General features: G+C 45.3%; 13 protein-coding genes. 10 read left to right on the forward strand and 3 right to left on the reverse strand.

Features of this window, described 5'->3' with window-relative positions:
• Window position 1: 1 nt before the first annotated feature.
• The 7 genes from KP625_RS09975 (at window position 2) to KP625_RS10005 (ending at window position 10,664) form a co-directional block, all read left to right on the forward strand.
• On the forward strand, window positions 2–1,282 hold the full coding sequence (locus KP625_RS09975) for a hypothetical protein (RefSeq protein WP_238297634.1): 1,281 nt from the start codon (window positions 2–4) through the stop codon (window positions 1,280–1,282).
• 85 nt (window positions 1,283–1,367) lie between these two features.
• On the forward strand, window positions 1,368–4,046 hold the full coding sequence (locus tag KP625_RS09980; protein WP_238297636.1) for a valine--tRNA ligase: 2,679 nt from the start codon (window positions 1,368–1,370) through the stop codon (window positions 4,044–4,046).
• A 45-nt stretch (window positions 4,047–4,091) separates the two neighbouring features.
• Entirely contained in the window at window positions 4,092–6,140 is a 2,049-nt protein-coding gene (locus tag KP625_RS09985) for a DHH family phosphoesterase (RefSeq protein WP_177969503.1), read from the forward strand.
• Window positions 6,141–6,179: 39 nt separating this feature from the next.
• Window positions 6,180–6,626, forward strand: a complete 447-nt coding sequence (gene rplI, locus KP625_RS09990; RefSeq protein WP_177969502.1) for a 50S ribosomal protein L9 — start codon at window positions 6,180–6,182, stop codon at window positions 6,624–6,626.
• An 18-nt stretch (window positions 6,627–6,644) separates the two neighbouring features.
• Window positions 6,645–7,991 carry a replicative DNA helicase gene (gene dnaB, locus KP625_RS09995; RefSeq protein WP_177969501.1) on the forward strand — a complete coding sequence of 449 codons (1,347 nt, stop codon included), beginning with the start codon at window positions 6,645–6,647 and terminating at the stop codon, window positions 7,989–7,991.
• Complete coding sequence (locus KP625_RS10000; protein ID WP_238297638.1) at window positions 7,988–9,400, forward strand: hypothetical protein; 1,413 nt, start codon at window positions 7,988–7,990, stop codon at window positions 9,398–9,400. Before dnaB ends, KP625_RS10000 begins: the two co-directional genes overlap by 4 nt.
• 76 nt (window positions 9,401–9,476) lie before the next feature.
• Window positions 9,477–10,664, forward strand: coding sequence for a Card1-like endonuclease domain-containing protein (locus KP625_RS10005; RefSeq protein WP_238297640.1), 1,188 nt, complete (start codon window positions 9,477–9,479; stop codon window positions 10,662–10,664).
• A gap of 156 nt (window positions 10,665–10,820) precedes the next feature.
• On the opposite strand, the gene trpS is transcribed toward KP625_RS10005, so the two are convergent.
• Complete coding sequence (gene trpS, locus KP625_RS10010; RefSeq protein WP_238297642.1) at window positions 10,821–11,885, reverse strand: tryptophan--tRNA ligase; 1,065 nt, start codon at window positions 11,883–11,885, stop codon at window positions 10,821–10,823.
• A 185-nt stretch (window positions 11,886–12,070) separates the two neighbouring features.
• On the opposite strand from trpS, the gene KP625_RS10015 reads away from it, so the two are divergent.
• Window positions 12,071–13,153 carry a glycosyltransferase gene (locus KP625_RS10015; protein ID WP_238297644.1) on the forward strand — a complete coding sequence of 361 codons (1,083 nt, stop codon included), beginning with the start codon at window positions 12,071–12,073 and terminating at the stop codon, window positions 13,151–13,153.
• A 122-nt stretch (window positions 13,154–13,275) separates the two neighbouring features.
• Here KP625_RS10015 and rpiB read toward each other — a convergent pair whose 3' ends face one another.
• Together rpiB and KP625_RS10025 are read right to left on the reverse strand one after the other, a co-directional pair.
• Window positions 13,276–13,704 (reverse strand): ribose 5-phosphate isomerase B, encoded by a 429-nt coding sequence (gene rpiB / locus KP625_RS10020; RefSeq protein WP_177970476.1) that lies wholly within the window; start codon window positions 13,702–13,704, stop codon window positions 13,276–13,278.
• A 230-nt stretch (window positions 13,705–13,934) separates the two neighbouring features.
• The gene (locus KP625_RS10025; protein WP_238297646.1) at window positions 13,935–15,074 is read right to left on the reverse strand and encodes an L-threonylcarbamoyladenylate synthase; all 1,140 of its coding nucleotides are present in this window, start codon (window positions 15,072–15,074) and stop codon (window positions 13,935–13,937) included.
• A gap of 156 nt (window positions 15,075–15,230) precedes the next feature.
• Here KP625_RS10025 and KP625_RS10030 point away from each other — a divergent pair, with 156 nt between their 5' ends.
• On the forward strand, window positions 15,231–15,464 hold the full coding sequence (locus KP625_RS10030; RefSeq protein WP_177970478.1) for an AtpZ/AtpI family protein: 234 nt from the start codon (window positions 15,231–15,233) through the stop codon (window positions 15,462–15,464).
• 25 nt (window positions 15,465–15,489) lie between these two features.
• On the forward strand, window positions 15,490–15,915 hold the full coding sequence (locus KP625_RS10035; RefSeq protein WP_238297647.1) for a hypothetical protein: 426 nt from the start codon (window positions 15,490–15,492) through the stop codon (window positions 15,913–15,915).
• Window positions 15,916–15,937 lie beyond the last annotated feature (22 nt).

Consider the following 15,937-nt stretch of genomic DNA (forward strand, 5'->3'; position numbering starts at 1 on the left):
AATGTTTCAGAAAATCAAGGCATATCTAGATGAAGACGATGCCGAATATGACGCCTTGATTGAAGAACAGGAACGCATGCGGGAAGAACGCAGAAAGCGGAAAAATCAGTCAAGAGCGGAGCGTAACAAAGAGAAAGCGAAGCGTGCAGCACAAAAGGCTGTGTTGAAGGATCGTGTCGATCCGGAGATTCGAAATGAAGTCAAAGAGACGGTATCTTCAAATAGGGAGAGAAAGACCGTTGGTGATTTCTGTGAGCAGTTGGTTGATGTGAAGTATCACATGGAAGATATGCGGCAGGAGTATAAGCTCGTGACAGATTATCTGGTGGATATTCAACGGATTGAGGAACTGCCGGTGAACCTTGCGGAGGATATTGTGGATACTGCACAGGAAATCGAGAAGCTTGATGGCAATCGAGCCCAATATCAGCAGTCAGAGACTCTGCTTACGACAGAGCAGTATCGTACAATGCAGCGGTTGGAAAAAGAAATTCCTGATACGATTCGCAATCTCAATGATATGGAGATGCGGGATTCCATGCTGAAAAACGATATGGGGTATCTGGAAGGGGAAAAAGAAGATTTGAAGTATTCCCGTGTGGAAGATACAGACCGTGCGGACCGGATTCGCGGAGCGCTGATTGTCGTTTTGGTACTTTTCCTTCTGGTCAGTATTACGTTATTTGTGGTGGCATTGGCATCCAAGCAGGATGTGACGCTGCCCGCAGCAATTGAGGGAACCATAGCGGTTATCTGTTTTGCGGGATGTTATATACGATATGCCAATATCAGCCGGCGCGTGCGGGAGACCGATGCAAAGCTGCAACGTGCAGTATCGCTTTTGAACAAAGTGAAAGCAAAATATGTCAATAATACAAATACATTGGATTATATATATGAGAAATATGGTGTAAATTCCGGGAAAGAACTAATGTTTCAATGGGATTTATACAACCAGATGCAGCGGGATGCGAAAAAATATTCACAGGCAAGTGAAAGTTATTATCTGGCCTGTGACCGGCTGGTAAAACAGCTTTCGGATGTGGGAGTAACGGATCCGATGGTGTGGAAGAATCAGACAAATGCACTGATTGACCGACGAGAGATGGTTGAGATTAAACATGGCTTGAATGTGCGGCGTCAGAAGATCCGCGAGAAGATGGCAAGCTGTGAGAAAATCCGCGAGAATGCCATGACAGCATTGAAGACAAGTATTGCGGCAAATCCTGGTATTGAAAGTTATATTCGGGAACTGCTTGCCACGTATAATCTGGAATTATAAAACAGGGCCGCATATACATTGTATTAAGAAGTTTGATTGTGTAGTTGTACTGCACGATATCATTCATATATGGAGGAAGAAAGAAATGGCTAAGGAATTAGAGAAGAACTACAACCCGGCGGAGATTGAGCCGCGTCTGTATGAAAAATGGGTTGAAAACAAATATTTTCATGCGGAGGTAGACCGGAGTAAAAAGCCGTTCACAATTGTGATGCCACCACCGAATATTACAGGACAGCTGCACATGGGCCATGCGCTCGATAACACCATGCAGGATATTCTTATCCGTTTTAAGCGGATGCAGGGGTACAATGCACTGTGGCAGCCGGGAACCGATCATGCCGCAATTGCAACAGAGGTTAAGGTAATTGAGGCACTGAAAAAGGAAGGCATTGACAAGGAAGACCTTGGACGTGAGAAGTTTTTGGAGCGTGTCTGGGACTGGCGTAGAGAATACGGCGGTAAGATTGTCAACCAGTTGAAGAAGATGGGCTCATCTGCGGACTGGGATCGTGAGCGTTTCACGATGGATGAAGGCAATAATAAGGCAGTTACAGAGGTATTCTGTAAACTGTATGAAAAAGGATATATGTATCGTGGATCCCGTATTGTAAACTGGTGTCCGGTCTGTCAGACATCCATTTCTGATGCAGAGGTTGTGCATGAGGAGCAGGATGGTTTTTTCTGGCATATCAATTATCCGGTAGTAGGAGAGGAAGGCAGGTTTGTAGAGATCGCAACGACTCGACCGGAGACATTACTCGGAGATACTGCTGTCGCAGTAAATCCTGAGGATGAGCGATACAAGGATATCGTTGGCAAGATGCTGAAACTGCCACTGACCGATCGCGAGATTCCGGTGATTGCCGATGAGTATGTAGATAAAGATTTTGGAACCGGATGTGTAAAGATTACACCGGCACATGATCCGAACGATTTTGAAGTCGGAAAACGTCATGACCTTGCGGAAATTAATATTTTAAATGATGATGCAACAATCAATAATCTTGGCGGTAAGTATGCAGGCATGGACCGATACGAAGCAAGAAAGGCAATGGTTGACGATCTTGATGCACTCGGACTTCTCGTAAAGGTTGTACCACATAAGCATATGGTCGGTACACATGACCGTTGTAAGACGACGGTAGAGCCGCTTGTAAAGCCACAGTGGTTCGTGAAGATGAGCGAGATGGCAAAACCGGCAAAAGAAGCGGTTGTAAGCGGCAAGCTGAAGCTGATTCCGGAGCGTATGGACAAGACATACTACAACTGGCTGGATAATATCCGTGACTGGTGTGTATCCAGACAGCTCTGGTGGGGACACCGGATTCCGGCATATTACTGTCAGGATTGTGGTGAGACGATCGTATCGAAGGAAACTGTCTGCACCTGTCCAAAATGTGGAAGCAACAATATAAAGCAGGACGAGGACACACTGGATACATGGTTCTCATCTGCACTCTGGCCATTTTCTACACTCGGCTGGCCGGACAAGACAGAAGATCTGGATTACTTCTTCCCAACAGATGTACTTGTAACGGGATACGACATTATCTTCTTCTGGGTCATCCGTATGGTATTCTCATCGATCGAGCAGACAGGCAAGCTTCCGTTCCACACGGTACTCTTCCATGGTCTGGTCAGAGACGATCAGGGACGTAAGATGAGTAAATCCCTTGGAAATGGTATCGATCCGCTGGAGGTCATCGACAAGTATGGTGCAGATGCGCTTCGTTTCACATTGATTACCGGAAATGCACCGGGTAACGACATGCGTTTCTACTGGGAGAGAGTGGAAGCAAGCCGTAACTTTGCGAATAAGATCTGGAACGCATCCAGATTTATCATGATGAATATTGAGAAGGCTGATATCACAGGTATTGATGCTGCTATGACAGCCGATGTCGATGCAGCTATGAAGCAGTATGGATTCACACTCGCAGATAAGTGGATTTTATCTAAGATGAATGATCTCGTACAGGAAGTGACAGACAACATGGAGAAGTTCGAGCTTGGTATCGCGGTATCAAAGCTTTACGATTTCCTTTGGGAGGAGTTCTGTGACTGGTATATTGAGATGGTAAAACCAAGACTCTGGAATGACGCCGATGAGACAAAGGCAGCAGCACTCTGGACACTCAAAACAGTGCTTACAACCGGTTTGAAGCTGTTGCATCCATATATGCCATTTGTTACAGAGGAGATCTTCTGTACATTGACGGACGAGGAATCAATCATGATTTCCAAGTGGCCGGAATATGATAAGGCATTTGATTTCAAGGCAGATGAAGCAGCCGTAGATAAGATCAAGGAAGCCGTACGCGGTATCCGTAATGTACGTACAGAGATGAATGTTGCACCGAGCAGAAAAGCAAGCGTGTATGTTGTATCTCCAAAGGAAGACATTCGTGCAATCTTTACAGCAAGTACAAACTTCTTCGCTATGCTTGGTTATGCAAATGAAGTACATGTGCAGGCGGATAAGAGCGGAATTGCAGATGATGCGGTATCGGTTGTAATCCATGATGCAGCAATCTACATCCCATTTGCAGAGCTTGTTGATATCGAGAAGGAGATTGAGCGTCTGACGAAGGAACAGACAAAGTTAGAGGCTGAGATCAAGCGTGCATCCGGTATGCTTGCAAATCCAAAGTTTGTAGATAAGGCACCTGCAGCAAAGGTTGAGGAAGAGCGTGCAAAGCTGCAGAAGTATACAGAGACATTGGAGCAGGTAAAGGAAAGACTTGCGAATATCGCAAAATAGTCACTGGGAGAGGCCGTTTGATGAAACGGTGACAGGTGAGAATCGATGAATAACGAAAAGGTCTTAAAAAAGAAAATAGAGCGGTATCTTCTGATGCCGCTGGCACTTACATTGCTTTTGGTTGGTATGGTAATTGTACTGTACGCGTATGACAGGAAAAGTGGTGTGATTGCTGCCGGAGCTGTGGTTATCTTTGTCGTGTGTGAAGTTGTATTTTTTATCGTGATGAAAGCAGCGATTATGCCTGTGGTTTTCCGGTTCGCATTGGAACAGGGGCAGATCCAGAAGGAACTCTTAAAGGAACTGGATATTCCATATGCTTTGCTGGACACAGATGGGAAGATTCTGTGGGGCAATGCGAAGTTTATTGAGGAGATCGGAGTTGGTTCCCCAAAACGTATCCGCAAAAATATTGCGAATTTCTTTCCGGCAATAGACGCGGATGTATTGTCTTCGGAAGAGATACAGATGGATCTGGATTATCAAGACCATATGTATCGCGCGATTCTTCGACGGATTGATTTCACGGAGGCATTGGTTGATTCTGACGAGGATGCAATCGTGGATCACCAGGCGGATGCCATGATTACATTGTATCTTTATGATGAGACAGAGCTTCGGACATATAAGAAGGAAAATGAAGACCAGAAGCTGGTTGCCGGACTTTTGTATATTGATAATTATGATGAGGTAATGGAGAATACCGAGGAGGTTCGTCATTCGCTGGTGGAAGCGTTAGTTGACCGACGAATCAACATGTATCTCTCAACAATTGATGCAATTGGAAAGAAGCTGGAGAAAGACAAGTATTTCTTTGTGTTCCGTCAGCAGTATCTGCCGCAGCTTCGCGAGACAAAATTTGCGATTCTGGATGAAGTTAAGAGTATTAATGTCGGAAATGAGATTCCGGTCACATTGAGTATCGGCGTTGGGGCCGGTACGGACAGCTTTGCGCAGGCATATGAACGTGCTCGTACAGCCATTGGACTGGCGCTTGGCCGGGGTGGCGATCAGGCGGTAGTCAAATACGGTGATAAGACAACGTACTTTGGAGGAAAGAGTGCAGGTACAGAGAAATCGGCAACTGTAAAAGCACGAGTAAAAGCGCAGGCATTCCAGGAATTGTTAACAACAAAAGACAGTGTAATCATCATGGCACATAAACGTCCGGATGCGGATGCGTTTGGTTCTGCTGTAGGTGTTTACCGATTGGTGAAGACATTAAATAAAAAGGCATATATTGTTGTAAATGAAGTGACATCTGCGATTCGGCCAATCATCAGCGGATTCATGGGTAACAGCGTGTATGGAGATGATATGATCATCAACAGTGAACAGGCGATCAGCCGGGTAACCCCGAATACCCTTGTGGTTGTAACGGATGTGAACAAACCAAGCATGACAGAGTGTGAGGAGCTGCTCAGTCTGGCAAAGTCCATCGTGGTATTTGATCACCACAGACAGTCGGATGAAGTGATTGAGAATGCAACCCTTTCCTATATCGAGCCGTATGCAAGTTCGGCGTGTGAGATGATCGCCGAAATCCTGCAATACATCGAGGGCAAGGTGAAGCTTCGTCCAATTGAGGCAGATGCCATGTATGCAGGTATTGTGATTGATACAGATAATTTCTTGACAAAGACAGGGGTACGTACATTTGATGCGGCATCTTATCTGCGTCGAAGTGGTGCAGATGTGGTTCGTGTCAGAAAGATGTTCCGGAGCGATATGTATACCTATCGTCAGTTGGCAGAAGGTGTGATCAATTCGGAGATTTACATGGAACATTTTGCAATCTCTACCGTAGATCCGAAGGAGTCGGATGCACCGACCGTGGTTGCTGCGAAGGTTGCAAACGATCTGCTTAATATCGATGGTATCCGAGCATCGTTTGTCACGACACAGAAGGATGGTACGGTCTATATGAGTGCACGTTCGGTTGACGATGTAAATGTACAGATTATCATGGAGAAGATGGGTGGTGGCGGTCATGCAAATATCGCCGGAGCACAGTTTACAAATAGCTCTAATGAGCTGGTTTTGATTCAGTTAAAGACACTTCTGGATGAGATGTATCGTGAAGGGGATATTTAAGCCAGCCAATCACTCATATCAGGATAGGAGGAATAGAACATGAAAGTTATTTTATTACAGGATGTAAAAAGTCTCGGAAAAAAGGATCAGATCGTAGATGTATCCGATGGGTATGCCAGAAACATGCTGCTTCCAAAGAAGCTTGGCATCGAGGCGACATCCAAGAATATGAATGATCTGAAGTTAAAGAAGGCACATGAAGATAAGGTTGCTGCGGAAGTCCTGGCAGAGGCACAGGCGCTTGGCGCACAGATTGAGAAGGAAAGCGTGATATTACCAATCAAGATGGGTGAAAACGGAAGAACATTCGGATCGATCTCGTCCAAGGAAATTGCAGAGGCGATTAAGTCACAGCTTGGACATGATATTGACAAAAAGAAGATTGTGATGAAGGATGCAATCAAGGCTCCCGGTACACGCACAGTAGGAATCAAATTGCATGCAAAGGTAACGGCGGAATTGACTGTTAAGATTGAGGAAGCATAATTCGAGTAATTTAAAATTATGGATGAGAATACAATAAGACGTATACAACCGCATAATGATAAGGCTGAACAGGGAATTATCGGAGCTATGTTGGTGAATCGGGATGCAATCACAGATCTTGTGGATCTTCTGACGGGAGAAGATTTCTACAACAAGCAGTATGGTATTCTGTTTGACAATATGATGGAATTATACACGGAAGGTGCGAGTGTAGATCCGATTACATTGACTGAACGCCTGCGCATGAAGGATATACCGGAAGAAATTGCGAATGCTGTGACACTGGCACAGTTGGTGCAGTCAGCGCCATTGTATGCCCCTGTAAAAGATTATGCAAAAATAATCAAAGATAAGGCGGCGCTTCGCCAGTTGATCAAGCTCTGTGAGAATACGGAGAAGGATGGATATTTGTCACAGGAACCGGTAGAGCTGATTATGGAACGTGCAGAGCAGAGCATCTTCAAATTGGTTCAGAATCGGAACGGATCGGAAGATACTGTGCCAATTCGTGAGATTGTCATGAACGTCATCCGTGAGATGGAGGAAGCGGCAAGAAACGATGGAAAGGTCACGGGTGTTCCGACCGGATTTCGGGATTTGGATAATATGTTGACCGGTATGCATGCCGGTGAACTTCTGCTTGTGGCAGCCAGACCTGCGATGGGTAAGACTGCATTTGTCCTAAATATCGCACACCATTTGGCGGTGATGAAACACATTCCGGTTGGATTCTTCTCTTTGGAGATGAGTAAGGAGCAGCTTGCAAGCCGTATTCTGGCAGTGGATGCAATGGTAGATTCGAAAAGCATGAAAGTCGGAGATTTGTCGGATGATGACTGGGATAAGGTTATTGAAAGTACCGAGGCAGTTGCTAATTCTCCGTTGTACATAGAGGAAAATTCTTCCGTTACGATATCGGAACTTCGGTCAATTGCGCGAAAATGGAAACAGAACTATGGCGTACAGGTGATAATGATTGACTACCTGCAGTTGATGAGTCCGAGCCGGGCAGTGGAAAGCCGGCAGCAGTTTATTGCAGAGGTTTCCCGTGCTCTTAAGAATTTGGCAAAGGAATTGAAGATTCCGATTATTGCATTGTCGCAGCTTTCCCGGGCGGTAGATGCAAGGCCAGATCACAAACCGGTGCTTTCGGATTTGCGAGAGTCAGGCTCTATCGAGCAGGATGCCGATGTGGTTATGTTTATTTATCGAGACGAATATTACAATCCGGAGACGACGACGAAACCGCAGACAGCGGAGATTATCATTGCAAAACAACGTAGTGGTGAGACCGGCAGCGTAGATTTAAGATGGATTGGAAAATATACGAAGTTCGCAGATCCGGAGAAACACTATAAAGGATGATCTGTGGAGAAAAACAGGGAGGCAGAAGACAGATGGGGAATCGTTATAAGAGAATGGTAACGCTTGGTATGATCAGTTTCACGGCACTTTTGGCGTGGAGCTATTGTATGCTTGCGTATCATTCAAAAGTAGTATATATTGCGGTGATTTCGCTCGTGTTGATTGGAAGTATCTATGCATTGCTTTTGTCTGTAGTAGATATAAAGGTTGCAAAGGAGCAGGCAATGCAGGAGTATGTAACAAAGACCCTGCAGGAATATGCGAAGAAGGATGATACTGAGATCCTGAACGACATGGAACGTCTGGCAAAGGCCTCTTATGTGCAGCAGAGAAAGACAAATACATACCTTTCTTCTCAGGCAGAGCAGTTGGACGAGGCGTTGAAAAAGACGGTTAAGATTCTCATCAATTATGACCGAAAGAAAGAAGAGGAAGCCGCACAGCAGGCGGAACAGATACAGAAAGAACTGGAAATGAAGGAGGCTTTGCAGGCACAGAAAGAGCCGGATCATACTGCTCTGGTGTTAGAAGAGTTAGGAAAGCTGACCAGTGATGTGAAGGCTGTGGTTGCACAGTTGCAGCAGGTGACTATACAGTTAACGGCATTACATGAGACTGTAGATACAATCGAGGTATCAAAGTATGTGGCGGCACCACAGGCAGCGGATGTTTCGACAGAGCCAGCACAACAAAAAACGGTGGATATCGCTGAAACAACAGATACATTTGTAGATGATAGTCTGACTCGGACCGATGCTGTACAAACGGACGAAGAAGCTGCATTAACGGCAGAACCGGAAGTGGCTGTGGCGGAAGCTGCACCAACAGAAGAACCGGAGGCGGTAGTGGCAGAAACTACACCAACAGAAGAACCGGAGGCGGTAGTGGCAGAAACTACACCAACAGAAGAACCGGAGGCGGTAGTGGCAGAAACTACACCAACAGAAGAACCGGAGGCAGTAGTGGCAGAAGCTGCGCCAACAGAAGAGTCAAAGCCCGCATTTGATATGGAGGATTTCTTCTCGCAGTATGGCGGCAGCGCGGACAAAGAGCTAAAAGAAGAGGCAGAATTCAAGGAAGAAGCAGCGAGTACAGGTATGTTGGATCAGAATATGATTGATGCGCTGCTTGGAAATCTGCAGGCAGATAAACCGGTAATTGATGTAAAAAATGCAGATGTGATTCCGTTTCCACAGCAGGAATACACAGATGATGCCACAGAGGAAGCACATGTGGAAGAGGTTGCAGAAGCTGTGCATGAAGCGGAACAGGATATGACGGATACAACGGTCTATGCGGATGCGGAGTCAGAACATTCGGAACCAATGTCGGCTATGCCGGTGGATGACAATCCAAACCGGACGCTGTCACCGGAGGAGATAGCTGCGTTATTTGCATCCATGCAATAGGGAATAAATGATGAAGCATTGCAAAAGTATCAGGGAGTCGGTACTTTTGCAATGTTTTTATAAAGGAGGAGGTTACATGGAGAGAACAAAAGCAATCGTGAAATTCTTCTCACAGGAACCAATCGAGAATGTAATGGTGATGATGAAATATCTACCGGAACGGGTGATATTCATGGGACATAAGGATAATATGATTACGAAACAGATTCGTGATATTGAACAGTTTCGTGATCACAAATGCCCGGATGTGGAGTTGGAGTTTTTGGAGGTTCCAAAGGACGATCTGGATAGTATTATAGGAACTCTGGCTGGCATTATCCGGGAATATCCGGGTATTCGTTTTGCTTTGACGGGCGGCAGTGAGATGCTTTTGATCGCACTTGGATGTATTTCTGCGCGGATGGAAGTAAGTAAGTTGCGTATTGACCCATTTACCGGAAAGGAGATTGATATCGTTGGGTCGAAAGTGATTACGTCCGATTATCATTTTAACATCAGTATCGCGGAAGATATTATGTTGCATGGCGGTCTGCTTACAAAGGAAACCGGAAGTATCTCTGAATGGAAATTCACAGATCAGTTTCGTGAGGACATTCGAATCATGTGGGATCTGTGCCGCAGGTATCGCGGGGACTGGAATAAGCATTGCGGTTTGATCGATGAACTGCGGAAGAACACTCCGGACCAGAGAGAAGGCTGGGAGGAGTTATATATTAATCAGCTTGGCGATGCAATTCACCTGTTGCGTGATTTATATGAGATTGGTATGTTGCGGGATTATGAGGAACATGGAAAGAAAGTTCTGTTCCGATTTAAGAATAATCAAATTAAAAAAATTATTGCCAAAGCGGGAAATATGTTGGAGCTGCATGTGTATGAGGTGGCAACACGAGAAGGATATTTATTCTCGGACGCTGTGATCGGTGCACATATTGATTGGGATGGAGAGGTGCATGACACCGCAAATCCCGGATATGATACGATGAATGAGATCGATGTAATTTTGATGAAGCAGGTGTGTCCTATCTTTATATCCTGTAAAAGTGGAAAAGCGGGAGGCAGTGCCCTGCATGAACTGGAAACGGTATCACGGAAGTTTGGCGGGAAATATGCCAGAAAGGCACTTGTCTTAGCGCGAGCCTGTGACAATACGACCGGAACGATATTTTTCAAACAACGTGCACGGGATATGCATATCTGGATTATTGATGATGTGTTCCGGATGAGTGATGAGCAACTGCTAAATAAATTAAAGAGAATATAAAAAATTGCGATTCCTTCGTTCTTCGTACATTTGAATCGTAACAGACATGTGCATCTTCGGCTGTCGCCTTGCATGTTGCGTATGCCTGTTTATCTTATCCGTCAAATAAATAAGCATCCCTGCCTACAGGCAGAGATGCTTATTTGTTTAACAAAATTATTCTTTTAACAGATTATCATTATCAAAGTAGTCAATCTTCATAGAACGACGAACATCCTCGAGTGTCTTGGAGGCAGTCTCTCTTGCTTTTTTACTGCCCGCTTTCAGGATATCATAGACATCCGGAAGCTTCTGCTCCCACATCTTACGACGCTCACGGATTGGGGCAAGCTCTGCCTGAAGTACATTGTTCAGGAATTTCTTTACCTTTACATCACCTAAGCCACCGCGGGTATAATGCTCTTTCAACTCGTCCATACCGGAATACTCTGGAAGGAACTCTGCAAAATATTCCGGCTTGCTGAATGCATCCAGATAAATAAATACCGGATTACCCTCAACCTGTCCCGGATCTTCGACACGAAGGTGATTTGGATCGGTAAACATCGACATAACCTTTTTCTTGATATCTTCCGGTTCCTCTGCAAGGTAGATACAGTTGCCAAGTGACTTGCTCATCTTTGCCTTGCCATCAATACCCGGGAGACGTAAGCATGCACTGTTTTCCGGAAGTACAATCTTCGGATCAGTCAGTGTCTCGCCATAGACGGTATTAAATTTGTGTACGATTTCCTTACACTGCTCAATCATCGGCATCTGATCTTCACCAACTGGCACATGTGTTGCGCGGAAGGCTGTGATATCGGCTGCCTGGCTGATCGGATAGCAGAAGAAGCCAACTGGAATGCTTGCTTCAAAGTTACGCATCTGGATTTCTGCCTTAACAGTCGGATTACGCTGTACACGGGAAACCGTGACAAGGTTCATATAATAGAAGGTAAGCTCTGTTAATTCTGGAATCATAGACTGAATGAAAATCGTTGCCTTCTCTGGGTCGAGTCCACATGCAAGGTAATCAAGTGCAACCTGCATAATGTTCTGGCGTACCTTCTCCGGGTGCTCTGCATTGTCCGTCAGCGCCTGGGCATCTGCAATCATGATATAGATTTCGTCATAGATGCCGGAATTCTGTAATTTCACACGCTCCTTTAACGAACCTACATAATGTCCAACATGTAAACGTCCTGTTGGACGATCACCAGTTAAAATAATCTGTTTCATAGTATAATCCTCTCTTATTAAAAACCTGTTTCGTTCATAAAATATCACAACATATAGAATACCCATTTTACCGCTGCAGGTCAAGCAAATTTGCGAAAAAGGAACAGGAATCTTGCTTGTCTAACAAGGTGCAAATAGGTATAATAACAATATAAGTGTCGGGACAGGACAGGGAGGTGCGGAAGATGGCAACCATCAGTTTATGTATGATCGTGAAAAATGAGGAAGAGGTTTTGGCGCGGTGTTTGGATACCGTGGCGCATTTGATGGATGAAATTATTATTGTGGATACAGGTTCTACGGATCACACAAAGGAGATTGCTGCGAGGTACACCAATCAGATTTATGATTTCACATGGATCGGGGATTTTTCTGCAGCGCGGAATTTCTCTTTTTCCAAAGCGACAATGGATTATATCTATGCGCCGGATGCAGATGAGATGCTTGATGAAGAGAATCAGCTGCGTTTCCGGGATCTGAAGGAGTGCCTGCTTCCGGAGATTGAGATTGTGCAGATGTGGTATGTCACGCAAAGCTGCAATACAGTTATGAATGCGAAGAAGGAATTACGTCCAAAGTTATTCCGGAGACTTCGGACATTTACCTGGATTGATCCGGTGCATGAAACGGTTCGGTTAGATCCGGTGGTGTTCGACAGTGATATTGAAATAATACATAAACCACTTACCGTTCACGGAGGCAGAGACTTTGAAATCTGTGAGAGAATCTATGCGAGGGATGGGGATTTGTCACCAAAGCTTCGCAAGATGTACGCGAAGGAACTGCTAAAGTGTGGAGAACAGTTGGATTTTGAACGTGCAAGAAAATTCTTTCTTGGAGAATGGGAGAAAAACCCGATGGCAGAAGCAGGCAGAGAAGCTGCATGTGTGTTGGCCCATCTTGCAAGGCTGCAGAACAATGGTGCGGAGATTATGAAATATGCCCTAAGGAATATGCTGGATACGCCATGCGCGGAAATCTGCTATGAGCTTGGCTGTTTTTATAAAGAATGGGGAGATTATGATGAAGCAATCGTCTGGTATCAGAATGCTATTTCGGAAACGTCGTGTATTCTGGATGTCGAAGCCGGTGGGAAAAAGAGTCTGCAGGGGCTTGTGGATTGTTATGCGGTGTTACTTGAACAAACTCGAGGGCTGGAGGCGGCAGAGCTGTCAGAAGAGCAGAAACAGTGCATGGAATTTTATGAGCGTCAGCATGAGAAATATCGGAAGGAACTTGAAAATTGGGAGATGCCGGAACAATTGTAGCGGGATGTTTAGGCACGGAGAGAGCTGAAACATGTGAAATGGAAATAAGAGAATAAAAATAAGCGGGTATGTCTGCCAAGCCATACTCGCTTATTTTATGTCTTATTTACGGTGTAATGTTTTTATGAAAACATCTTGATTCTTCGCACATGTCTCTCATCGTTTGAGAATGGTGTATCCACGAATTTGTCTACGATCATCAGTGCAAGACCAGGTCCGATCGTGCGTGCGCCCATGCAGAGTACGTTGGCGTTGTTGTGCTCACGGGTTGCCTGTGCAGAGAAACAGTCACTGCAGAGTGCAGCGCGGACACCTTCGACTTTATTTGCAACCATGCTCATACCGATTCCGGTACCACAGATGAGAATACCAAGATCCTGCTTGCCGGCGGCAATTGCCTCAGCAACCGATTTTCCATAAATCGGGTAGTCGCAGGATGCTGTGCTGTCACAGCCGTAGTCTGTCACTTCAAATCCGCGATCCTTCAAATGCTTGATAACCTCCAGTTTGAGTTCATATCCGCCGTGGTCACTTCCAATTGCGATTGTCATATCTTAAATCCTCCTGTAATTTTATGAAATACATGCAAACCATATATAAATATAAGAATGTACATAATTACGAATTCTACGCAGACGCGCTTCCGCTCAGCTCATCACGCAGCGGTACTAAATTCGCGACAAAATCAGTCGCTCATTAAGTGCCGGCGTGCTTCGATGGTCTGCTTTAGAATTGTAATTATGTACATCATACATATTAATGTGGTTTGCATGTATGATATCTACACGGTAATGACTCTGTGACCAGCTGCCTTCAGCAACCGGTTCATGATGGCACCACCGAGTTCATTCTGGTCAAATGCTTCGCTGTACATATATTCCATTTGTTCACTGTCGCATTCGCGTAGAGCGGCATAAAGCCGTGCAGAGATTGTCTGCCCTTTGCTTCCTTCGCCTACAATCATCACATTTGGGTAATCCTTATATAGGGAAGCATGCTCTTTGGTTGTGAGAATTGCCACTTTATAGCCTTGTGATTCTTTTTCGTTTACCAGTGCTTTGATCTTCTCCGCAACGCGCAATGTCTCGGCTTCGGTTGCGTTATAAGAGACCTTAATCCCGGAATGCAGGCTTGCCCGGTTAGCGGATTCATCTGCAGCCGCCTCCACAATGCTGAGCGTTCCATGCGGTGCGTAATGCGTATATTTCATGCCTGGTGCTTTCGGGCGAAGGTTTGGATCCGGTTCGATAATGGCCGGATCGATTGTCACATCACCTATAATCTTGGAGAGCATCTCCTTCGTGATAAATCCCGGTCGAAGAATCGTTGGGATTGTGCCTGTCATATCGACAATTGTCGATTCGATTCCGATTCCGACGGCACCACCATCTAATATCATCTCGATGCGGCCGTCCATGTCCTCCCATACATGCTGTGCGGTCGTCGGTGATGGTCTGCCGGAAGTGTTTGCAGATGGGGCTGCGATGGAGACACCGCTTGTGCGGATCAGCTCTTGTGCAATCGGGTGGGATGGCATCCGGATCGCAACGGTCGGCAATCCCCCGGTTGTTCCATCCGGAACGATGGCAAGCTTCGGAAAGATGATCGTCAGCGGTCCCGGCCAGAAAGCTTCCATCAGCATGTGCGCTTTTTTTACCATGTCCGGGTGCGTCCGGTTCATCGCTTCCAGATCTGCCAGCTTCTCTACCGCATTGGTATCTGCGATGTGGACAATCAGTGGATTATCACTTGGACGTCCTTTGGCAGCATAGATTTTTGCGGCTGCATCTGCATTTAATGCATCGGCACCCAATCCGTAGACTGTTTCTGTCGGAAATGCGACTAAACCGCCGTCCTGCAGGATTTTCGATGCTGATGCGATTGCTTCTTTGTTATTTCCGTTTAATAATTTCGTTTCCATGCCGCTATTTTACATCAATCATTAGGGAAAGACAACCTTTTCGCAAAAAATACAATTACGAAATACTGTTTAATTCGAAGTATAAATGATTGATAAATAAGGAAAAATCTTATATAATAAACTTTGTGTATATCTGATTGTATTGGAAGGGTTTGAATGAACAACAAAGAGAGAAGCCAGGTTATGAAGATGTTATATCTGATCACGCAGATTGGGTTTACGATGGTGGTTACGATCTTCATAAGCATGGGCATCGCATATCTGATAAATCGTATATTTGGGAAAGATTTTATGGTATGGTTTATCGTGATCGGTGTGCTGGCGGGTTTTCGCTCCGTGTATATTCTTATACGGAAATTCCTGGATGATTCGGATAATAAGCACAAGTAAATGGAGGCAAAAAGACAGGCATAGCATGGCAGAGGTTCATAGAATATTGAAGGAAATGTATATCGGTATGGCTGTCTGTATGATTGTCTTTCTGGCGATTGGTGCATTTTTTATGCGTCCATATTATATTTTTGCGCTTGCACTGCTTGTTGGAAATCTCGGTGGGGCACTGCGCATCTATCATATCTATGATGTGCTTGATCAGGCACTCGATATGGGAGAGGCGGGCGCAAAGAAAAAGGTAATCGTGAATAGTCTGTTGCGTATGATTGTGACACTTACTTTGTTGGTAGGTTCTATTTTTCTTGGGTTACAGGCATTTGCCGGCGTGGCGCTCGGTATGGTGGAGCCGAAGATCTCCGCGTATCTCCAGCCACGTACACGAACCGTGTTGATTCGCCTTGGGCTTGAAGAACCTGAGGAAGAACATAAAGATACAAACAATGGGTGATTGCAGGATGTGGGTCTGTGGA

It is taken from the genome of Eubacterium sp. MSJ-33 (genome assembly GCF_022174665.1).
Classification (GTDB): domain Bacteria; phylum Bacillota; class Clostridia; order Lachnospirales; family Lachnospiraceae; genus Coprococcus_C.